This is a genomic window from Amycolatopsis orientalis DSM 40040 = KCTC 9412 (genome assembly GCF_000478275.1).
Lineage (GTDB): Bacteria > Actinomycetota > Actinomycetes > Mycobacteriales > Pseudonocardiaceae > Amycolatopsis > Amycolatopsis orientalis.
The window spans coordinates 72,060-93,916 of the sequence record NZ_ASJB01000062.1 but is presented as its reverse complement, the minus strand read 5'-3'; the positions used below and the strand labels follow the sequence as shown (position 1 = coordinate 93,916).

Annotated in this window: 11 protein-coding genes; 1 reads left to right on the top strand and 10 read right to left on the bottom strand. The window is 69.0% G+C overall.

The window, feature by feature from the left end:
• Positions 1 to 615: 615 nt before the first annotated feature.
• The 9 genes from L324_RS20905 to L324_RS20865 form a co-directional block, all read right to left on the bottom strand.
• Complete coding sequence (locus L324_RS20905; RefSeq protein WP_037311018.1) at positions 616 to 10,056, bottom strand: non-ribosomal peptide synthetase; 9,441 nt, start codon at positions 10,054 to 10,056, stop codon at positions 616 to 618.
• A 2-nt stretch (positions 10,057 to 10,058) separates the two neighbouring features.
• A complete protein-coding gene (locus L324_RS20900; RefSeq protein ID WP_037311015.1) occupies positions 10,059 to 12,017 on the bottom strand; it encodes an ABC transporter ATP-binding protein in 1,959 nt (652 codons plus the stop codon).
• Positions 12,018 to 12,214: 197 nt separating this feature from the next.
• Complete coding sequence (locus L324_RS20895; protein ID WP_037311012.1) at positions 12,215 to 13,054, bottom strand: prephenate dehydrogenase; 840 nt, start codon at positions 13,052 to 13,054, stop codon at positions 12,215 to 12,217.
• Positions 13,055 to 13,165: 111 nt separating this feature from the next.
• Positions 13,166 to 13,963, bottom strand: a complete 798-nt coding sequence (locus tag L324_RS20890; protein ID WP_037311010.1) for a helix-turn-helix domain-containing protein — start codon at positions 13,961 to 13,963, stop codon at positions 13,166 to 13,168.
• A 1,438-nt stretch (positions 13,964 to 15,401) separates the two neighbouring features.
• On the bottom strand, positions 15,402 to 15,965 hold the full coding sequence (locus L324_RS20885) for a M15 family metallopeptidase (RefSeq protein ID WP_037311007.1): 564 nt from the start codon (positions 15,963 to 15,965) through the stop codon (positions 15,402 to 15,404).
• A 154-nt stretch (positions 15,966 to 16,119) separates the two neighbouring features.
• Positions 16,120 to 16,728 carry a D-Ala-D-Ala dipeptidase VanX gene (vanX, locus tag L324_RS20880; RefSeq protein ID WP_037311005.1) on the bottom strand — a complete coding sequence of 203 codons (609 nt, stop codon included), beginning with the start codon at positions 16,726 to 16,728 and terminating at the stop codon, positions 16,120 to 16,122.
• Positions 16,725 to 17,765, bottom strand: coding sequence for a D-alanine--(R)-lactate ligase (gene vanA / locus L324_RS20875; RefSeq protein ID WP_037311003.1), 1,041 nt, complete (start codon positions 17,763 to 17,765; stop codon positions 16,725 to 16,727). The genes vanX and vanA overlap by 4 nt, the downstream gene beginning before the upstream one ends.
• Entirely contained in the window at positions 17,758 to 18,942 is a 1,185-nt protein-coding gene (vanH, locus tag L324_RS20870) for a VanH-AOV family D-lactate dehydrogenase (protein WP_328286154.1), read from the bottom strand. Before vanH ends, vanA begins: the two co-directional genes overlap by 8 nt.
• 84 nt (positions 18,943 to 19,026) lie before the next feature.
• The gene (locus L324_RS20865; protein WP_037310999.1) at positions 19,027 to 19,740 is read right to left on the bottom strand and encodes an alpha/beta fold hydrolase; all 714 of its coding nucleotides are present in this window, start codon (positions 19,738 to 19,740) and stop codon (positions 19,027 to 19,029) included.
• A gap of 79 nt (positions 19,741 to 19,819) precedes the next feature.
• Between L324_RS20865 and L324_RS20860 the strand changes: the two genes are divergently transcribed.
• On the top strand, positions 19,820 to 20,443 hold the full coding sequence (locus L324_RS20860) for a TetR/AcrR family transcriptional regulator (RefSeq protein WP_235783598.1): 624 nt from the start codon (positions 19,820 to 19,822) through the stop codon (positions 20,441 to 20,443).
• Positions 20,444 to 20,477: 34 nt separating this feature from the next.
• Here L324_RS20860 and L324_RS20855 read toward each other — a convergent pair whose 3' ends face one another.
• On the bottom strand, positions 20,478 to 21,830 hold the full coding sequence (locus tag L324_RS20855; RefSeq protein ID WP_037310998.1) for a hypothetical protein: 1,353 nt from the start codon (positions 21,828 to 21,830) through the stop codon (positions 20,478 to 20,480).
• Positions 21,831 to 21,857: the final 27 nt, after the last annotated feature.

The following is a 21,857-nucleotide window of genomic DNA, read 5'->3' as shown; positions in this document are numbered from 1 at the left end:
TCGGCTCGAGGAGGGCGGCATCGGAACCCGCCTGTCCCCCCGGCAGCAGAATCATCCGCCTGAAAGGCCTTACCGGACAACATGTCCAGTCTCCCCGCGGCCTCGTGAGTGGTGGGTCTGGCGGGTCGTGAGTGGTAAGTGTCGTTCTAACGACACTTACCACTCACGACCCACCGAAGGGCGCCGACTGTGTGGATTTTGTTCCGTTAGATGAACAGAAATCCACACAGTCCCGCGCGATCAGCCCGGTCACCTCGGCCAGACCGGTGGAGATGCGAGGGGTGTGTGGAAAGAGGGACGGTGAACGTCTCTCTTTCCACACACCTCTCACCCTGAGTGACAACTCGCGCTCTCGTGAGCGGTAATGACGGTTCTATTGAGAGGTAAGGCAAACACAGCTGCGTGGTGCACCCTGGGCCAGGTGGGGTTTTCGCGGCCTGGGGTGCCCTGAAGGCCCCTTTCAGACGTGGAGCGTCTCGAACCTTCCCTTCAGAACGGGATCCGGGCCCGTGTTTCGGAGCCGGTGTCCCCAATGTGGCATTGGAGACCTTGAACGTCCCCAATGCCACATTGGGGACACATTTGCCCTACCCCTCAAATAACCCTCATTACCACTCACGAGGCGTCGAACTCGGCTTCGAATTCGTCGATTTCGTCCTGGTTCAGTTCGAGCAGGGCGACGTCGGACCCGGCATAGTCCGCCGCGGCGGGCACATCCGGTGCCCGCTCGACGATCGCCGCGATCCCGGCGGGCGTCCGCAGCTCGAACACCTCGCGTGCGCCGAAGGCCATTCCCTCGCGGTGCGCCCGCGCCGCCAGTCGCATCGACAGGATCGAATCCCCGCCCAGTTCGAAGAAACTGTCGTCCGCGCCTGCCCGCTCCAGGCCGAGGACCTCGGCGAAAAGCGCGCACAGCAGCCGTTCGGCCTCCGTGACGGGTTCCCGGCCCGAGACGCGTTCGTTGAAGTCGGGATCCGGCAGCGCGTCCCGGTCCACTTTCCCGTTGGCCGTCAACGGAAGCGCGTCGAGCACCACCACCGCCGCGGGCACCATGTACTCCGGCAGCCGGGCCGCCACGGCCGCGCGCACCGCGGCGACGTCCACCCCGGTGTCCCCGGCGGGAGTCACATAGCCGATCAGTCGTTTGCCGGAAGCACTGTCCCTGGCCAGTACGACGGCCTGCCCCACCGATTCGTGCGCCTCCAGTGCCGCCTCGATCTCACCGGGTTCGATGCGGTATCCCCGCACCTTCACCTGGTCGTCGACACGGCCGGCGAAGACCAGTTCCCCGTCCGGGTTCCACCGCACCAGGTCCCCGGTCCGGTACATCAGTTCACCGGCACCGAACGGATCGGCCACGAACCGCGTCGCGGTCAGCCCCGCCCGCCCCAGATAACCCCGTGCCACGCCCGCACCGGACACGTACAACTCGCCCACCGCGCCCGGCGGCACCGGCCGCAGCCACGAATCCAGGACGAACGCCCGCATGTTCGTCATCGGGGTGCCGATCGGCACCACGTCGCCGGACGGCGCCGCCTGCCCGGGTTCGAGCCGGTATTCGACGCACCCGACCGTCGCCTCCGTCGGCCCGTATTCGTTGACCACCACGGTGTTCGGATACGTCCGGCGCCAGTCGGCGACCGTCTCGACGGACAACTGTTCGCCGCCGAGCAGGAGATCACCGGGAACGGCGATCTCCCGGGAGCCGGTCTCCAGCGTCTGCAAATGGCTCGGCGTGGCCTTGAGGAACAGCGCCGGGGCGCTTTCCACCGTGCCGATCAGGTCTTCCAGCGCACCGACCTGGACCGTTCCCCCGACGGTGAGCGGGGTGAGCATCGCGGTGACCGTCAGGTCGAAGGCGATCGACGAATGCAGCAGCGACCGTCCCCGCAGCCCCGGGTACTTCTTCCCGCAGTGGAACAGATAGTTCGCCAGGTTCCGGTGGGTGACGACGACGGCCTTGGGGCGGCCGGTCGAGCCCGAGGTGTAGATGAGGTAGGCCGGATGACGCGGATCCAGCGGCCGGATCCGATCGGCGTCGGTGACCGGCGTGTGCTCGCCGCCCGCGGTCGCGAGATCGTCGAGCACCACCGTCGCCGGCCGTGCCGCCAGCACCTCACCGGCGGGCGAGTCCGCCAGCGCGGCGCTCGTGATCACCAGTGCCGGCCGGGCGTCGTCGAGGATGTAGGTGACACGATCGGCCGGGTAGACCGGGTCGATCGGCAGCCAGGCTCCTCCGGTCTTGGTGATCGCCAGCACCGTGACGACCAGGTCCAGCGACCGGGGCATCATCACCGCGACCAGGCCTTCGGGACCGACACCCCGCTCGATGAGCCGGCGTGCCAGCCGATCGGCGCGGGCGTCGAGTTCGGCGTAGGACAGCGACCGGTCCTCGAAGGTCACCGCGGTCGCGTCCGGGGTGGCGGCGACCTGCGCGGCGAACAACTCCGGCAGCGTCCGGTCCGGCACCGGCACCGCGGTGTCGTTGCGCGCCCGCAGCTCTCGCTGTTCGGACTCGGACAGGATCGGCACCGCCGCGAGCGGCGTCCCCGGATCGGCGACCACGGCTTCGAGCACCCGCGTGAACCGGTCCAGCACGGCGGCCGCCTGCTCGGTGGTGAACATCGCGGGCTGGTGTTCCAGCCGCAGCCGCAGGCTTTCGCCCGGGACGACGGCCAGCGCCAGCGGATAGTGCGTGGCGTCGGCGGCGGTCATTCCCAGCACCCGCAACCGATCCGGTTCCGCGTCGGCGGTCTCGGCTGGCCGGGGGTAGTTCTCGTAGACGACGAGCGTGTCGAACAGCCTGCCCAGTCCGGCGGTCTGCTGGATGTCGGTGAGGCCGACGTGGTGATGGGCCAGCAAGGCGATCTGCTCGTCCTGCACTTCCTTCACCAGTTCGGCGAAGGTGTGCCGGGGTTCCATCCGGACCCGGACCGGGACGGTGTTGATGAACAGCCCGACCATGGTCTCGATGCCGGGCAGTTCCGCCGGGCGGCCGGACACCACCGCCCCGAACACGACGTCGTCGCGTCCGGTGATCGCGGCCAGCACCATGCCCCACACCGCCTGCAGCATCGTGCTGACGGTGACCCCGCACTCGCGGGCCCGCGCGGCCAGCGCACCGGCGAACGCCTCGTCCAGTTCGGCCCACATCTGCCCGGGCACCTGGACCGGGACCGCCCGGTCGGCCGCGACCAGCGTCGGCTCCGGCAGTCCCGCCAAGGCGTCGCGCCAGGCGGTGATCGCCGCGTCCCGATCGGTTTCGCGCACCCAGGCCAGGTACTCCCGGTACGGGTTGACCGGCGCGAGCGCGGACGGAACCGCCCCGTCGCGGTACAGCGTGAGCAGTTCGTCCAGCAGCAGCGGCGTCGACCAGCCGTCGAGCAGGATGTGGTGGTTGGTCAGCACCAGCCGGTGGTCGTTCTCGCCCAAGGCCACCACCGTCAGCCGCAGCAGCGGGGGCTTGGCCAGATCGAACGGCCGGGCCCGCTCGGCCGCGGCCACCGCCGCCGCCTCGGCCTCCGGATCCGCCGACCCGGTCACGTCCACCAGGGTCACCGGCACCGCCAGGGCACCGGGGATCACCTGGTACGCGGACCCGTCGGCGGCGTGCCGGAAGCCGGCGCGCAGATTCGCGTGCCTGTCCAGGAGCGCGCGGACGGACTTCCGCAGCAGCGGCATGTCCAGCGGACCGGTCAGTTCCAGCACCGCTTGCGCGGTATAGACATCGACGCCGTCACCGGAGAAACCGGCGTGGAAGGCGAGACCGTGCTGCAACGGTGACAGCGGCAGCAGGTCGGCCACCCCACCGGCGTCCGCGAATTCGGCTTCGAGGGCCTCGATCTCGTCCTGGCCCAGTGCGACGAGAGCGAAGTCGGACGCGGTGTGCCCGCCCGCGGCGGGATCCTCCGCCTGCCGGGCGAGCCCGGCCAGCACGGCCAGCATCCCTTGGCCCAGTTGGTCGATCTCGGCTTCGCCGAGCAAATCCTCCTGCCATTCCAGCATGAGCGTCAGTTCGGGCCCGTCCGGCAGGTCCTGGACGATCGCGTTGACCTCGATCGCGTGCGGCAGGCCCATTCCGGGTTCGAGCGAGCTGCCGATGTCCCCGACCGGCTGCCACGCCCGCACCCCGCTGTCCTCACCGGTGGCGAACCTGCCCATGTAGTTGAACCCGATCCGCGCCGACGGCAGTTCCGCCAGTACCGGCGCGGTCGTGTCATTGAGGTAGCGCAGCAGTCCGTAGCCGAGCCCGTCGCCGGGCACGGCCCGCGACTGCTCCTTGACCGTCTTCAGCAGACGCCCGGCCGCCGGACCACCGGCGAGCACGTCGGCCAGCTCGGTCCCCGCCACTTCCAGCCGGACCGGATGCGCGCTGGTGAACCAGCCCACCGTCCGGGACAGATCCATCCCGTCGGCCGGATGGCGGCCGTGGCTTTCCACGTCCACCAGGACCGTGTCCCCGCCACGCCACCGCGTCACCGCTCCGGCCAGCCCGGCGAGCAGGATCTCGTGGACGCCGCAGTGGAACACGACCGGTGCCCGCCCGACCAACGCCGACGTCTCCGTCTTCGGCACCACCCACGACCGCGAGCGCACTTCGCCCTTCGCGGCCTGACTCGTGGTCAGCTCACGGGTGGCGGCCGGCTGCTCCTGTCCGAGGATCGCCTTCCACGCCGCCAATTCCCCGACGCGCTCCGCGGAGACCGCCCACTCACCGAGCAGGCCCGCCCACTGCTTGAAGGACACCTCCACCGGCTCCAGCACCGGCTCCCGGCCCGCGGCCACCGCCTCGCAAGCGCTTTGCAGATCCGAAAGCAGCACCCGCCACGACACACCGTCGACCGACAGGTGGTGCACCACCACCACGAGCCGCCCGATCCGGTCCGGTCCGGCGTCCACCCACACCGCCCGCGCCAGCACGCCAGCCGACGGATCCAGCTTGCTCACGGCGTCGCGCGCCGCCTCCTCGACGACCTCGTCCACCGGACGGCCGTCGAGTCCCACGCGGGTGACCGACCCGGTGACCGAACCACGCTCGCCGACCAGCAGGCGACGGCCGCTCTCGTCGTCGACGACCCGTGCCCGCAGCATGTCGTGCGCGTCCACCACGGCCGCGAACCCGGCCGCCACCGTCTTCTCCGTCAGATCCGCGGGCGCGCCCACCACCATCCACTGCGCGAACGCCGATCCCGTGACGCCGTCGCCCAGCATCCGCGTCACCGGCGTCCACGGGACCTCGCCCACACCGTCGGATTTCGCCGGACGCCCCGGCTCCGGCGGCGCCGATTCCTCCGCCAGCCGCGCGATCCGCTCCGGTGTCTTCCCGTCGAAGACGTCGGCGGCGGAGAACGTCAGCCCCGAACGCCGTGCCCGCGCCGCCAGCTGCATCGAAAGGATGGAGTCCCCGCCCAGATCGAAGAAACTGTCGTCCACCCCGACCTGCTCCAGACCGAGGACACCGGCGAACAACTCGCACAGCACCCGCTCGGTCTCGGTGGCCGGTTCCCTGGCGGGCGCCCCGGTGGTGAACTCGGGATCGGGTAGCGCGCGCCGGTCGATCTTCCCGTGCGCCGTCAGCGGCAGGGTGTCCAGCGCCACCACCGCCGCGGGCACCATGTACTGGGGCATCCGGGACGCGAGATGTTTCCGCACCGCCTGCGTGTCGATGTCGCCCGGTGTCACGTAGGCGAGCAGGCGGTCTTCGCGGACGGTCACCGTGGCCTGCGTGATCCGGGGGTAGGCGGACAAGGCGAACTCGATCTCGCGGGGTTCGACCCGGAACCCGCGGATCTTGACCTGGTCGTCGGCGCGCCCGGCGGACACCAGCTCACCCTGGTCGGTCCAGTAGGCCAGGTCCCCGGTCCGGTACATCCGCTCACCGGGGGCGAACGGATCGGCGACGAACCGCTCCGCCGTCAGCCCCGGACGGCCCAGATAGCCGCGGGCCACCCCGATCCCGGAAAGGTACAGCTCACCGGTCACCCCGGGAGGCAGCGGACGCAGGAACGAGTCCAGCAGATATCCGCGCACCCCGGGAACCGGGCCACCGAACGGGATCGGATGCTGACCCGGCGTCAGCGGCAGGCTCATCGTCGCGCAGATCGTGGTCTCGGTCGGCCCGTAGGCGTTGATCATCCGCCGGTCCGCGGACAGCCGGTCCACCAGACCCGGCGGGCAGAGTTCGCCCGCCGCCACCACCGTTTCCACGGTCGGCGGCAGCGCGTCGACCGTGCCCAGCACCGACGGCGGCGCCTTCACCTGCGTGATGCCCCACCGTTCCAGCGTTTCGGAGAACGCCATCCGGGGCGGCAGTTCCTGCTCCGGCGGCACCACCAGCGTCGCGCCCGACAGCAACGCCATCATCACCTCGGACACGATGGTGTCGAAGCCGAGCGCGGCGAACTGCAGCACCCGCGACGACGGCGTCACCCGGAACCGGTCGATATGCGCCAGCGCCAGGTTTCCCAGGCCGGTATGGGTGACGACGACTCCCTTCGGAGTTCCCGTCGACCCCGACGTGTAGATCACGTACGCGGCGCTGCGCGGATCCACTCGCGGCAGCTCCGCTTCCGGAGTCGCCGACAGGTCGACGTCGTCGACCACCAGCAGCCGGTCCGCGAACTCGACGGGCACCGCTCCCCGCGTCGTCCCCTCGCACACCACCAGCATCGGATCCGCGCTCCGGAAGATCCATTCCTTGCGCTCGTCCGGATAGGCCGGGTCCACCGGCACGAAAGTGCCGCCCGCCAGCAACACGCCCAGCATGCCGACCGTCCACCAGGACGAGCGCCCCACCACCAGGCCGACCCGGCTTTCGGACCCGACACCGTTGTCCCGCAACACGGCCGCGAGCTTCAGCGACCGCTCCCACAACTCCGCGTAGGACAGCTCACCCTCGCTGTCCACCAGCGCCACGTTGTCCGGCAGCCGCGCCGCGATCCGTCCGACCAGCGACGGCAGCGGCTCGCCCGCCACCAACGGCGCGGCCCACTCGCGCGTCTCGGCCGTGCCCACCCCGATCCGCCCCACCGGGCGGGCGGGATCGGCGACCAGCGCGCCGATCGCGCCGACGAACCACTCCAGCAGCGATTCGGCGACGGCGTCGGGAACCTGTCCCTGCCAGTAGCCGAGCTGGATCTTGAACCGCTCCCCGGGCGTGATGCCGAGGGTCAGCGGATAGTGCGTGCCTTCGATGGTGCGCAGATGCGTGAACTGAGCGGCGTACTCCCGCGGGTAGTTCTCGATCACCAGCAGCGTGTCGAAGCCCGCGCCGGGTCCGGCCGCCTTCTGGATCTCCGGCAGGCCCAGATGCTGATGCGGTTTGAGGGCCGTCTGCCTGGTGTGCAGGTCGGTCAGCAGGTCCACGACCGGTTGGCCGCCGTCGAGGGGCACCCGCACCGGCACCGCGCTCATCAGCAGGCCCGGCATCGACTCGATACCCTCGAGTTCCGCGGGGCGGGTCGCGACCATGGTGCCGAACACCACGTCGGTCCGCCGCGTGAGACGCGCCAGCACCAGCGCCCAGGCGGCGTGCACCACCGTGCTCGGCGTCAGCCCGTGCTCACGGGCGAACTCCAGCAGCCTGGTGTGCAGCGCCGGGGTCAGGTGGGTGGCGCGGTAGTCGTAGTCCGTCTCGACGGACGTCGTCGCGATCAGCGCGGGCTCGTCGAGACCGGCCAGCTCGTCGCGCCAGGCCGCCCTCGCCGCGTCCTTGTCCTGCCGGTCCAGCCACGCCAGGTAGTCCTTGAAGGAGGCGCCGCCGCGCTGTTCCGGCAGCCGTCCGCCCGCCGTGTACGCGTCGGCGACCTCGTTGAGGATCACCGCCACCGACCAGCCGTCGACCAGGATGTGGTGGATGACGAACAGCAGCCGGTGCCGGTCCTCGCCGATCCGGATCAGCACCAGCCGGACCAGCGGCGCCTTGGCGAGATCGAACCGCTTTCCCTGTTCCTGTCCGGCCAAGGCCCCGACGGCCGCGTCGACGTCGTCGGCACCCGCCAGATCCACCGCCCGCCACGGCACGGCGACGTCCCCGTGGACGGCCTGCACCGTCTTGCCCGACTCGAGCCGGTGGAAGGTGAGCCGAAGCTCGGGGTGCCGGTGGACGACCGTGTCCCACGCGGCCCGCAGCCGGGCTTCGTCCAGCGGCCCGTTCAGCTCCAGGATCACCTGCACCTGGTAGATGTCGGAGCCCTCGTCGTCCAGGATCGACTCGAAGAGCAACCCCTCCTGCAACGGCGCCAGCGGCCAGATCTCCTCGGCACCCGGAGCGGCGATCGCCAGCTCCGCCTCCTCCGCTTCGGTCAAATCGAGCAGGGGGCCGTCGAGGGGCTCGTCGGCCGGTACCGGACGCGCCACCGCCGCCAGCCGCGCGGGGGTCTTCTCCTCGAAGATCTGGACGGGTGTCACCAGCAGGCCCGCCTTGGCCGCGCGTGCCGCCAGGCGCATCGCGAAGATCGAATCCCCGCCCAGGTCGAAGAAGCCGTCGTCGACCCCGGCCCGGTCGAGCCGGAGCACGTCGGCGAACAGTCCACAAAGGACGCGTTCCTCCTCGGTGGCGGGTTCACGGCCCGCGGCGCCCGTCGCGAACTCGGGCGCGGGCAGCGCCGCCCTGTCCACCTTTCCGTTACGGGTCAAGGGCAACGCGTCCAGCGTGAGGACGACGACGGGAACCAGGTATTCCGGCAATTCCGCGCGGAGGCGCTCGCGGACGACGACGGGATCCACGTCCTCATCGGCCACCACGTAGCCGATCAGCCGTCCCTCGATCGCCGCGACCACGGCGTCGTGGACCTCCGGCTGGGCGATCAGCGCGGCCTCGATCTCGCCGGGCTCGATCCGGAACCCGCGGACCTTCACCTGGTCGTCGGCCCGGCCCGCGAACAGCAGCTCACCGTCCGCCGTCCACTGGGCGAGGTCACCCGTCCAGTACATCCGCTGTCCCGGCGCGGAGGGATCCGCGACGAACCGCTCCGCCGTCAGCCCCGGCCGGCCGAAGTAGCCCTCCGCCAGACATCCGGAGAGGTACAGGTCGCCGACCACGCCCGGCTCCACCGGGCGCAGCGACTCGTCGAGCACCTGGACCCGGCGGCCGGCCAGCGGACGTCCGATCGGCACCACCGCACCCAGCACCTCGCCCGGTTCCAGCGGGTACCACGTCGCGCACATCGTCGCTTCCGTCGGCCCGTACATGTTCCGGAACCGCGCCTCGGGACAGGCCTGCCGCACCCGCTGCACCGCGTGCGCGGGCACCACGTCACCGCCGGTCAGCACCTCACGGAACGCCGCGAACGACTCCGGCGCCTCCTCCGCCACCGCGCGGAAACTCCCCGCGGTCAGGTACACCCGCGTCACCCCGGCCGCGGCCGCGGCGCGCAGGCGCCGCACGTCCACCGAACCCGGTTCGGCGATCACCACCCGCGCGCCCGAGGCCAGCGGCGTCCAGACCTCGAACAGGGACGCGTCGAAGGCGTGCGGTGAATGCATCAGCACGGCGTCGTCCGGCCCCATCGCCCAACCGGGGTCCCGCACCAAGTCCGCGACACTGCCCTGGGTGATCGCCACCCCCTTGGGCCTGCCCGTGGAGCCGGACGTGTACATCACGAACGCCAGGTCCTCCGGGCGCACCGTGGCCGTCGGCGCACGCCCGTCCTCGTCCGTGACGGCGTCCACCACGAGCGAATCGACGCCCTCCGGTACGGCGTCACGCGACGCGACCGAGCACACCATCAGCGCGGCCGCCGAATCGCGCACCATGAATTCCACCCGCGGCGCCGGATAGGCGGCGTCCACCGGTACGTACGTCGCCCCCGCCTTCCACACGGCGAGCAGCGCCACCAGCAGATCCGCCGAGCGGCCCATCATCACCGCGACCCGGTCGCCACGGCGGATGCCCCGGCCCGCCAGCCGTCCGGCCAGCAGGCCCGCGGCCTCGTCGAGTTCCCGGTAGGTCAGCACCCGGTCGCCGTCGACCACGGCCACCGCGCCGGGCGTCCGCCCCACCCGCGAGGCGAACAGCTCCAGCACCGTCGCGGGGGTCCGCGCTGCGGAATTCATCGTCATCCTCCGAAGCCAATGGGTTGGATCGCCGGCTGAGGCTCAGGCTCGTCCAGCTCGGCTTCTTCGATTTCCGGCTTGGCCGCGTCGTTCGCCGGGTCGGCGAACTGCGTGCGGTAGAGCTCGGCGTAAAGGCCACCTTCGGCCAGCAGCTCGTCGTGCGTCCCGCGCTCCCGCACCCGGCCGCCGTCGATCACGAGGATCTGGTCGGCCTCGCGGATCGTGGACAACCGGTGGGCGATCACCAGCGAGGTACGGCTGCGCAGCGCGGTCTTGAGCGCCCGCTGGACGGCGGCCTCCGATTCGGAGTCCAGATGCGCGGTGGCTTCGTCGAGCACGACGATCGTCGGCTCCTTCAGCAGCAGCCTGGCGATGGCCAGTCGCTGCTTCTCCCCGCCCGACATGCGGTAGCCGCGATCACCCGAGACGGTGTCCAACCCGAGCGGGAGGGATTCGATCAGGTCCCAGATCTGGGCCCCCTTGCACGCCTCGATCAGCTCGTCCTCGGTGGCTGTCGGACGCGCGTAGAGAAGGTTCTCCCGGATCGTGTTGTGGAAGAGGTAGGCGTCCTGGCTGACCACGCCCACCGTGTCGCGGAGCGAGGCGAAGCTGAGGTCCCGCAGATCGTGCCCGCCGACGCGGACGCTTCCGGAGTTCGGGTCGTACAGCCGGGACACCAGGTGGGTGATGGTGCTCTTCCCCGCGCCGGACGGGCCGACGAGCGCGGTGAGCGTTCCGGCCCGCACGTGGAAATTCACGCCGCGCAGGACATCCGGCGACACCTCCCCGCGCTCCCGCTCGGCGCGCAGGTGTTCCAGCGACGCCAGCGAGACCTCGTCCGCGGTGGGATAGCGGAACACCACGTCCTCGAACTCGATGTCCGGCGCCACGTCCTTTTCGAGTTCGACCGCGTCGGGACGCTCCTGGATCAGCGGCTTCAGGTCGAGCAGCTCGAAGACCCGGGAGAAGCTGACCACGACGGTCTGCGCGAGCTCCTGCATCCCGGACAGCTGGGTGATCGGCCCGAACAGCCGCGAAAGCAGCGTGGCGATGGCGACCAGCGTGCCGAGCTGGAAGGCCCCCGCGAGCACGAGCCCGCCGCCGATCCCGTAGACGAGCGCCGTGGCGAGCGAGGCCATCAGCCCCATCATCACGAAGGCCATCCGGCCCCAGACGGAAAGGCTCACGCCGACCTCGCGGATCTTCCCGGCGCGGTCCGCGTACTCGGCCATCTCCTCGTCCGGACGGCCGAAGAGCTTGGAGAGCATCGCGCCCTGGACGTTGAACCGCTCCTGGAGAAGTCCGCCGAGGCCGGTGTTCGCGTCCATCAGCCGGATGCTGCGCCGCTGGATCGCCCGCCCGACCCGGATCCACGGCACGAGGAAGATCGGGATCAGCAGCAGCGAGATGACGGCGACGAGCCACGAAAGGTAGATCAGCTCGGCCAGCACCACCACGACCATGACCAAACTGGTGGCGGCCATCAGCAAACCGGTGAAATGCTGCTGCGCCATGATCAGTTCGGTGTGCAGCCTGCCGACCAGGACACCGGTCTGGGTGCGGGTGAAGAACGCGATCGGCAGCCGCCGGACGTGGTCGAGCGCCTGCACCCGGAGGTCGTAGGTGATCCCCTCGCCGATCTTTCCGGAGATGTAGCCGGACAGCAGCGCCAGCGCCGCGGCCAGCACGGCGAGTCCGGCCGTGAGGGAGGCCATCAGGACCACGACCCCGGGATCGTTCTTGACGATGCCGCCGTCGATGAGTTCCTTCAGCAGCAAGGGGGTTGCGACGACGATGAGCGACTCCAGCACGGCGACGAGAACGAAGAGCGCCACCTTGCCGATGTGCGGGCGGAAGTAGGCGAGTACCCGGCGCACCGTCCCCTTGCGGACCTTCGTCACCCAGGGATCGGGGTCGTTCTCGCTCTTGTCCACCCCCTCGAAGCGCAACACCACTTCCATCCGGTCACCTCTCTCGTAAGCCAAGTCGGCGATCTCAATCGTGCTTAATCGAGTCGATGTCCACGAGTGGGTCCAAGCGAGCATTTTCGACACTTGGACGCGTCGGGGATCGCACTTCCGGGGAATCGCCGGTGACTCCCGGCAAGAACGGAATTCGCTTGCTGTACAGCGAAAACACGAAGGCGGCGTTCGCCGTCTCAGCGTCCCGGGGAACCCGCCGGGATCCGGCCTTGTCCCGCGACGCCGCGCCGCAGCAGATCCGTCACCTCGTCCAGGTCGCCGGACCGCAACGCCGAGGCCGCCGCCGCGAGATCGCCCGCGATCCGGTCGAGCACTCCCGCGACCGGCAGGGCGTTCCCCGCGAGGATCATCCGCCACAGCAAGGGATCCCCGGCCGCGATCCGCGTCACGTCCCGTAATCCCTGCCCCGCCAGGCCCAGTGCGACGTCGTCACCACCCGTCAGGCTCGCCGCCATCGCCGACGCCACCACATGCGGGGCGTGCGAGACCAGCGCCACCGCCGCATCGTGCTCGCGCGCGTCCACCGTGACGGCCTTCGCCCCGCACAACGACACCAGTTCCCCGGTCAGCCGCAAGGCATCCGCGTCCGTCTCCGTGCCGGGGCACAGTGCCCAGGGACGGCCGAGGAACAGATCGGCGCGGGCCGCCGCCGGTCCGGATTTCTCCCGGCCGGCGAGCGGATGGCCGGGCACGTAAGAGGTCAGGTCGCAGCCGAGCCGTTCCGCGTCGGCGATCGGATCGACCTTGACGCTGGCCACGTCGGTGTAAGCCCGAGCGGCCCCTCGCTTCTGCAGCGCGGCCAGCCGCTCCCCCACCAGGTGCGGCGGAACGGCGATCAGGGCCAGGTCGACCTCTTCGCCCGCCCATTCCCGGCCGGCACCGAGGTCCCGTGCGAGCGCCGCGGCCCGCGCGTCGGCGTCGGAGAGGTGGACCGCCACGTCCTTTTCGCGAAGGGCCAGCGCGACCGAGGTACCGATCAGCCCGGTCCCGACGACAAGCACCTTCTCGATGGTCACCTCTACTTCTTAAGCCGCGCACCGGCCGATGTCGAGCGACTGACTGGGCACCGCGGCGGAACGAGTCGTGATGTCCACTGTGGACCATGACGTCCGCCGCGGGCCACCCGCTCAGCCGGCGGCCAGATCGGTCGCCCGGTTCTCCAGATGATCCGCGAAACCCGCCCAGACCCGGGCATGATCCCTGGCGAAGCCGGCGACCACGCCGTACAGGTGCGGCGGGACCCCGCGCAGGATCCTCTCCCACTCCTGTCCGTCGATGGAGTGCATGGCGAGCATCCGCAGCAGGATCCGGCCGACCTCGCTCAGCCGCAGAGTGGGATCGGCCTTGAGCCGCTCCAGCACGGCGACCCGCTCGCGATCCAGCGCATGGCCCAGTTCGGACTCCGTCAGGCTCAGCGGATGTGTCTTGGTCCGCAACCTCCTGCTCCCGTCCGGGGTCGGGCTCTCCCCGCGTTCCAGCCGTCCTCGCACGTCCCGGACCGTCTCCGGCGAGATGCCGACCTGCTTGGCGACCTGCCGGAGCGAAAGGCCGGGATCGTTGCGGATCAGGTCGGCGGCGAGTCTTCGTCTCTCCGTGCTGTCGACGGGCCGGATCCGCCCGTCCCGCCCGATCCTGGCCTCGTTCCCGCCTTCACCACCACGTTTGCGCAGATCCGCCACCGTGCCGGCGGAGATACCGGTCGCCGAGGCCACCCGCCGATCGGACCACTGCGGATGCGTCCCGATGATCTGGACGGCCGCCCGTTTGCGATCGGCGAGCGAAAGCGGCAGGCCGTGCCGGATGTTCGCTTCCACGGCCAGGACGAAGGCATCGGATTCGGTGCCGTCGACGAACTTGGCGCGGATTTTCGTGTCGCCCCTGACGCGCGCCGCCTTCAACCGGTGCAGACCATCGACCACCTGCATCGTTGGACGGTGCACGAGAATAGGCGGAAGCTCCCACTCGGCCGACAACAGCGCCTCGACGTGCTCCGGATCCTCGCCCGAGGTTCGCGGCGAACGTACGGAGGACAGCCTGGACAGCTCGATCTCGACGATCGGGAGAGCGGATAGGTCAACTCTCGTCGGATCCACCTAGCCCCCATTGAATCTTTTATACGGCAACTTCGCGGTATGGCATGGAAAACCGCGCAGTCCAAGTGCTCAGCCTCGATGGTTGGACACCAAGATCCCGTCCGGCGCCGGACTCGGCTGCGCGGCGGGGTGTCCTCGACGTTGAGGATCCCCCTCGAAAAGCGTCGGCAGCCCCGCATGCACACGGGCTACCTTCAGTTCTACTCGACTGCCTCGACCGGGCAAGCCGTCTTACGTTCTGTTGGACGAAGCCAACGCGCACTACTGGACAAGATCGCGGGATGAACCCGGCCTCGCGCTCGAATCAGTGGTCTCACCGTGGAAAGTCCACGATTTCCTCATGATCGCGAGTCACCGTCGCACCCCCTCAGCCCCAGTTAGTGCGCACAGCCCCAGTGAGTGCTCACCATGGCAGCATGACATGATCAATCGTTGTCGGCAATTGACAAACAGTGTGATTTCCGCAGCCAGGTCGGCTTACAAGATCACTTTCCGGAACTTTTCTCTTGGCTATTGACTCGTTCCCCACCCTTTTAGTACAACGCCCCCGCGTGATACCCGCGCAACCCTGAGGCGCCCGGCTAGGCTGTTCGCAGGGAAGATTGGTCCGTTCGCAGGGCTTGCTTTTCCGGGCGGGATGATCATGGCACCTGGCGGCCACGTTCCGTCCATCGACAATTATTCACACGAATGGTCGAATCGACGTTCCATTCCTCGGTCCCTTACGCCGATCGAGTTCCGGAAACACGAAATCCCCAGGTGACGACACCGGACGGCCGGGGACCCCGTGAGCCGTCGAACCCCATGAGCAAAGCGGTCGATGCCATGCTGGACAGGGTGTTGAGGCATCCGCGACGCCATGGTCGGCAGGATGCCGGCGTGCCCACCCCTTCCGACACGGGGCGGGCACAGGCTGATCGAGCGGCAGTGCCGTGAAAGGTGGTTCGGTCCGGCGAGAATGGGCACTCTGCGTGAGTGAAAACGCGGACATCAGGGCGCGTTATTGGTGACGAATGGCGCCGAGGTGTCTCCGGGATTGACAACAAGCGTCCCGTCGGTGTGGTTTACCCGAGTTTGTCGATCCGACATTCGGGATGCCCTGTCCGGTGCCGCGACCGGCCGTCCTGCGACGATGACGTGGCCTTTTCCGCCGGACGTCCCCCGGACCCAGCCCGGATTCCGGAATAGCGGTCCGAGATGGGCCGCCGTCCGATGTCGCGGTGCGTGGTGGGTAATCTTCCAACGGGATTCACCCGCCCACCCATTCGGATCAGTCGCGCAACCTCGGGTCGTGACTGGGGTCGGGGTACATGGGCGGGCAGCCGTGCTCGATCGCCTCGGGGCGCAGTTCGTAGTGCCAGGGTTCGTTGCGGTAGATCCGGCACAATCCGTACCGGGCGCCGTGCTGGGACAGCCACGCCGCGGAAGCGGGCGGCCCGATGTCCGCCGCGCGGCCCGCCACGTGAATGGACCGCTCCGGCGTGGCGACCCACCGGGCGGCTTCCTCTTCGGATCCGTACTTCGAGACCGCGTCGCGGCGAAGCTTGGTCTGATACTCCGGTGAGCGCCAGCCGCTGTTGACGAACAGCTCGACACCGTCGTCCGCGGCGTCCTTCGCGGCCTTGCGCAGAGCGGCGAGGAGGGCCGGGTCGAGGTTGGCCACGCCGGGCACCCTGTCGTCGAAGACGGTCGTGCCGCGGGGGACGGCTCCGTGCTCCTTGCCGAGCGCGCCACGCCGCCCGGCCGCGAGGGTGCTCCGGACCCGGCGGATCACCGAGACGAGGAGCCCGGGAATCCGGCGGGCCGTGGTCCGTACTCGTTCGCTGCTGATCATGCCCTCCAGTCAACACCGCCCGCGGCCCCCCTCGCAGACCGCGGTGAGGCTTGGACTGAAGGGGCCCTTCCCCGCATCTCACGCGACGAAGGGCGCTTTCCCCGCATCGCATGCGGGGAAAGCGCCCTTCAGCCCTCTGCTCCGGACCGACCGCCTATTCGATCGGGAAGTCGAAGTAGGTGTCCGGGTAAGGCTCGTCCTTCAGGTTGTAGTGCCACCACTCGTACTCGTACGAGTTGAAGCCGCAGTCCTCCATGATGGCGCGGAGGTGCAGGCGGTTCTTCGCCTCTTCCGGCGTGACCCCCTCGGCGCCATGATGCGAGACGACGTCCATCAGGTCGTGGTCGCCGCCCATCGGGGCGAGTTCGCCGGTGGCCAGGTGGTAGATCGTCAGGTCCACCGTGCTTCCCCGGCTGTGCCCCGACTTCGTCGCCACGTAGCCCTTTTCGAACATCTGGGGCCGGTCGATGTTCGGGTAGTGCCGGGACTTCTTCCGGCCGTCCTCGGGCTCTTCCGCCCAGCTCATGAAGCGGTTCACGGCACGCTGAGGACGGTAACCGTCCCAGAGGAGCAGGCCGAAGCCGAGAGACTCGGCCTTGTCCCTCGCCTTTTCCAGGGCCGCGCACAGCGCCTTGGTGCCGACGATCCGATTCACGAGGTACCCGTCCACCGGCTTGCCGGTGAAGTTGTCCCAGGTGGCGTACTTGGCGTCCCAGCGGATTCCGGGCACGACCTCGTCTACGTAGACGAAATCATCCTTCATCCGTTACGGCCCGCCAAGGTCAACGTCACCAGCCGGTCGATCAAGTCGCCGAGCGGGATACCGGCGGCGGCCATCATCCGCGGGTAACGGCTGTACGAGGTCAGGCCGGGCAGGGTGTTGACCTCGTTGAGCACGACGCTGCCGTCTTCCTTGAGGAAGAGGTCCACGCGCGCGAGGCCCCGGCAGCCCAGGGTGCGGTAGATGACCTTCGCCGTCTCCTGGACGAGCGTGCGCGACTCCGCCGGGATGTCGGCGGGCACGATGAACGTCGAGTTCTCGGAGCCGGTCTCAGGGCTCTCTTCCTGGTGGATCTTGAAGAAGCCGTGGGTCAGCGCGACGCGGTCCACCTCGCCGGCCAGCAGATCCCCGTCGTTGCCCAGGATGGAGCAGCCGATCTCACTGCCGATGACGGTTTCTTCGATCAGCACCTTCGAGTCGAACTCGCGCGCGGTTTCCAGTGCCGCCGCCAGTTCTTCCTTGCTGGTCACCTTGCTGACACCGAAGGACGAACCGGAACGGGCCGGCTTCACGAAGACGGGGTAGGTGAGCTCGTCGGGATCGACGTCGTTGTCCGCGGTGACGATCCAGAAGTTCGGCGTGGCGATGCCCGCGCTCCGGACGACGGTGTAGGTGAGGGACTTGTCCATGCACAGGGCGGAGCTCTGGACGTCGCAGCCCACGTAGGGGATGCCGGAGAGTTCCAGCAGGCCCTGCATCGCGCCGTCTTCGCCGAACTTGCCGTGCAGGACCGGCAGCACCACGTCGAGGGCGATCGTTTCGTACTTGCCCTCGTCGAGGACCAGCAGGCCGTGCGCGCTCCGGTCCGGCGACACGATGACGGGGCGGCAGTTGCCGGACTCCCAGTCCGCGCTCGGGCCGTCGCAGAGCTTCCATTCGCCGTTCAGGGTGATACCGATGTAGTACGGCTCGTACTTTTCGATGTCGAGGCTGTTCGCCACCTCACGCGCGGATTTGACGGAGATAGGGTGCTCTTCGCCAGTTCCCCCGAAGATGATGCCGAGTTTCAACCTACCCATGCTGTTTCCCGCTTTCAAATTTCAGGCAATTGACGATAGAGTTTTCAACGGTGTCACTCAGTGCGTGATCCGTGTAATAGGCGGTATGCGGACTGATGAGCACGTTCGGCAGCTCCTGCAACCGCAGCAACGGCTTGCTGTCGATGGCCTTGTCGCTGCAGTCGGCGTAGAAAATCCCTTCCTCTCCTTCGACGACATCGAGCGCCGCACCGCCCAGTTTGCCGCTGTCCAAGGCCGCGATGAGGGCCTCGGTTTCGATCAGCGCACCGCGTCCCGTGTTGATGACGAACGCGCCGTGCTTCATCTCCTCGATCTTGTGACGATCGAGGAGATGGTGGGTATCCGCGTCGAGTGGGGCATGGAGCGTGACGATGTCGCTCCGCCGCAGCAATTCGTCGAGGGCAACGTAATCGGCGTCGGCCTGGGGGTACTTGTCGTAGGCCAGCACCTCGCAGCCGAAGCCTCGAAGTCGTTGGAGGACAGCGACGCCGATGCGCCCGGTGCCGATCACGCCGACCGTCAGATCGCGCAGTTCTTTCCCGCGTACGTCCTGCAGCCGGTAGTCGTGCACATCCGCCCTGCGGATGATGGATTTCGCGTTCCGGATCGCCATCAGCATCAGCATCAACGTGAAGTCGGCGACACTGTCCGGCGAATAGGAGACGTTTCCGACGGTGATACCGACGCTCGCGGCGTAGTCCACGTCGATATGGTTGAACCCGATGCTCCTCGTGGAGACATACACCACGCCCGCCTCGCTGAGCGCGCGAAGCGTGGAGTTCGTGATTCGATTCTTGTGACCCACACTGATGCACCGGTTTCCGGCCACCAGATCGATATTGGCCTCGGATACCGGCGCGTCCACGATGGTGGGCAGCACACCGAAACGGGGTGCCATCTCCCGGAACAAGGCGGCCTCGTCCTGTCCGCATCCGTAAATCGTGATCCCCATTGCCAGGACGGCCGAGGAGGACGCGGACGCCAGCGAACGCGTGCGGCTGTCCGCGGCCGGTGCTGGTTCGCTGTAGGTCATGCCCAGCAGTGTAAGCAGCGCGCCGATCCCGGCCCTTACGTGGTTCTCAATAGGCCAACGGTAGGTTACCGACCGGTAGAGTGACGAACTCGGGGCGGCGACAACCCGGTGGTCACACGCCTGGTCATCGGCGTTGTCGATCACGGGCGGCCATGATGTGTCACTGGCGGTCACGATCGGGGTCCCGCGAGGCTCGTGCCTCAGGTCACACGTACCTCAAGCGCCGACCTAGCTGCGCGACCCAGTGTGACCCTGCCACAACGCCGCGTGCTCCAGCACCAGCTTCGCGAGTTCCTCCGGCGCGTCCCTGGCCACGAGATGCCCGGCGGCCGGGATGTGGGCGACGGTGACCCGGCGGTTGGCCGCGCGCAGGCGGCGCACGTCGGAGTCGCTGAGCGGCGAATCCCGCCCGGCGTGCACGACCAGGATCGGCAGGTCCAGCGCCCCGGCCGTCGCGAGCAGGGCCGGCCCCGAACCGAGGACGTCCTCCACGAGATGGGTGTAGCGGTCGCCGAGGCCATGGAAGTCGAGCCACGAGCGCGCCCGGGCCGGAGCGGGGTCCGGGACGACGTCGACGAGCACGACACCGGCCACGCGTGCCGCGACGGCCGGATCCGCGAGGGCGGCGATGGCGGCCAGTCCGCCGATCGAGGCGCCCACGAGGACGATCGGCGCCGGTTCGCGGCCGATCATCGCGACGACGTCATCGGCGAGGACGCGGAGGGTGGTCGCCCGGCCGGAGCTTTCGCCGTGGCCGCGCAGGTCGAAGGCCACCGTCCGGAGCCCGTGCCGGGCCAGCACCGCGGCGACCGGCACCCAGACGTCGCGGCGTTCCCCGCCCGCGTGGAGCAGCAGGATCGTCGGGCCGGCGCCGGTCACCGTGCCCCGCAGGGTGACTTCGCCCAGGTCGAGACTGACTTCGGCCGTCGCTGATCGAGTCATGGGGAACCCTTCCGTCGCCACTACCTTGAGATGTCAAGGTAGCGCAGGCACCTTGGCGCCTCAAGGTAGGATGCCGATCGTGACGACACCCCGAGCACGGCGGACGCCCGAGGAGGCTCGCCGTCAGATCCTCGACGCCGCGGCTTCGCTGCTCGCCGAATCCGGGGTGGCCGCCGTCCAGATGCGCGCGGTGGCCGCGCGGGTCGGCATGACCGACGCCGGCGTCGCGCACCACTTCGGCAATCGCGAGAAGCTGCTCGCCGAACTCCTCCGGCACGGGGGCCGTCGTCTTCGGGACGCGCTCCGCGAACTCCTCGCCGGCTGGCTGGACCACGACGCCGACCTGCTCGAACTCGTCGAGGCGCTGCACTCCCTGTACCAAGGCGGCTTCGGCGAGCTGGCGGTGGCGTTGCACGCGGCGGGCTGGCGCGACCCGGGCAGCGGCATGCTCGCCCCGCTCGTCGACGCCCTCCACGGACTCCGGCCACCCGGCAGCCCGATCGACGACACCCGGCTCGCGGTCGCGGCCCTGCACCAGGCGATGGCGATGGAGGCTCTGTACGGAAGCGACTTCCGGCGCAGCGCCGGGTTCACGGGCGAGGCGGCGGACGATCCGGCCGCCCAGATCCACTGGTGGGCGCGTCAGCTGCACCTCGCGCTCGGCCTCGAACCGGCCGGAGAACGCGCGGAACGGCGGCCCTGACACACCGGATGCGCCAGGGCCGCCGTTCGATCGATCAGCGGAGGCCCTGCGAGATGAACTCGTCCAGGCCGTCCAGCTCGCCGAGCGCCGCCCGCAGTTCGGCGGCGTACTCCCCGGCCCCGGCGCGCAGGCCCCGCTCGACGACGCCGACGCTGTCGAACGACTCGGCGTCCCCACCGTCCAGCGCGGCGACGGACTCCTTGACGACAGCGCCGAGCAGCAGTTCCTCGGGCACCGCCGGTGTCCCTTCCAGCGGCCAGACGAGATCGTCGAGCACACCCTGCCCGCCGACCTCGCGGACCAGGCCCGCCGCGGTGATCCCCGGTACCCGGAAGCCCTCCGGCAGCACCGCGCGGACGCTCATGCTGTGCGACAGCCAGTACAGCAACTGCGCGTTGACCTCCTGCTTGACCGGCTTCGGCGTCAGCCACAGCGTGAGGTTCACGTAGTACTCGGTGAGCCTGCCGAGCACCTCGCCACCCTTCTGGAAACCCCACAGGTTGAGGTCGAAGTAGTGGTGCCAGGTGGCATCCGCGACGATCCGCCCGACCCCGGCCGCCGCCCCGTCGTACGCGCTGGTCACGCCGTAGACCTGGCCGTCGCGCTTGTCGGTGCCGCGCGCGACGATCTCGGGTTTCGGCTGCCCTGCGCGGCCCGACGGCCACACCTCCGCCGGATACCGCTCGGGAATGAGCAGCTGGCCTTCGTGCATGTGGTCCGGGAAGACGGTGATCGGACCGCGTCTGCCCTGGAACAACGCGTGCGGCCTGCCGCCCCATCTGCGCAGGATCAGTTCCTGCGGATAAGGGTCGAGATCGTTCGGGATGGGCATGTTGACGTCGCTGCCCCACGGGTCGGGCTGATGGGTGTTGTGGCTGAATTCGATACTCGAATCCGGGCGGTCGTTCCATTCCCGCAATTCACCCGCGCGCGGAATGCGATGACCCAGCGCGCGCCCCAGATTCAGGTAATCGGGCAACGACGGGTCCGCCTCCACCGGACGCGGATTGGAATGGTCGCCGCAGACGAGGACACCGCCGCCGGCGTCCATCCAGGACCGCAATGCCGCGACCTCGGCGTCCACGAGTTCGTTCTCCGGCTCATTCGGCAGATCGCACAGCCGCACCCCGAAGAACCACACCTGCTGGTACCGGCCGAGCAGGTCGGCGGTGAGCTTGTTGGCGGCCTGGTCTCCGTCGTGCCGGTTGATCAAATCGACTTCGAACTCCGCGAAGAACGGCTGGTTCCCCAAGATCAGATCACGGAGAATGCCCAGTGCGAAGCCATTGTTCCCGGTGAAACCGACGAAATCCGTGTAGAACAGGATTCTGATCTTCGGCTTGGCGGCCGGACTGAGTCGATCAATGGCGATACGTGTGTCGTACATCGATTTCCCCCTTGCGGAATCAGCGTG

Bases quoted from the DNA above. Each gene is read 5' to 3' on its own strand.
- L324_RS20905 (WP_037311018.1), bottom strand. From the start codon at position 10,056: ATGAATTCCGCAGCGCGGACCCCCGCGACGGTGCTGGAGCTGTTCGCC.
- L324_RS20900 (WP_037311015.1), bottom strand. From the start codon at position 12,017: ATGGAAGTGGTGTTGCGCTTCGAGGGGGTGGACAAGAGCGAGAACGAC.
- L324_RS20890 (WP_037311010.1), bottom strand. From the start codon at position 13,963: ATGCAGGTGGTCGATGGTCTGCACCGGTTGAAGGCGGCGCGCGTCAGG.
- L324_RS20885 (WP_037311007.1), bottom strand. From the start codon at position 15,965: ATGATCAGCAGCGAACGAGTACGGACCACGGCCCGCCGGATTCCCGGG.
- vanX (WP_037311005.1), bottom strand. From the start codon at position 16,728: ATGAAGGATGATTTCGTCTACGTAGACGAGGTCGTGCCCGGAATCCGC.
- vanA (WP_037311003.1), bottom strand. From the start codon at position 17,765: ATGGGTAGGTTGAAACTCGGCATCATCTTCGGGGGAACTGGCGAAGAG.
- L324_RS20865 (WP_037310999.1), bottom strand. From the start codon at position 19,740: ATGACTCGATCAGCGACGGCCGAAGTCAGTCTCGACCTGGGCGAAGTC.
- L324_RS20855 (WP_037310998.1), bottom strand. From the start codon at position 21,830: ATGTACGACACACGTATCGCCATTGATCGACTCAGTCCGGCCGCCAAG.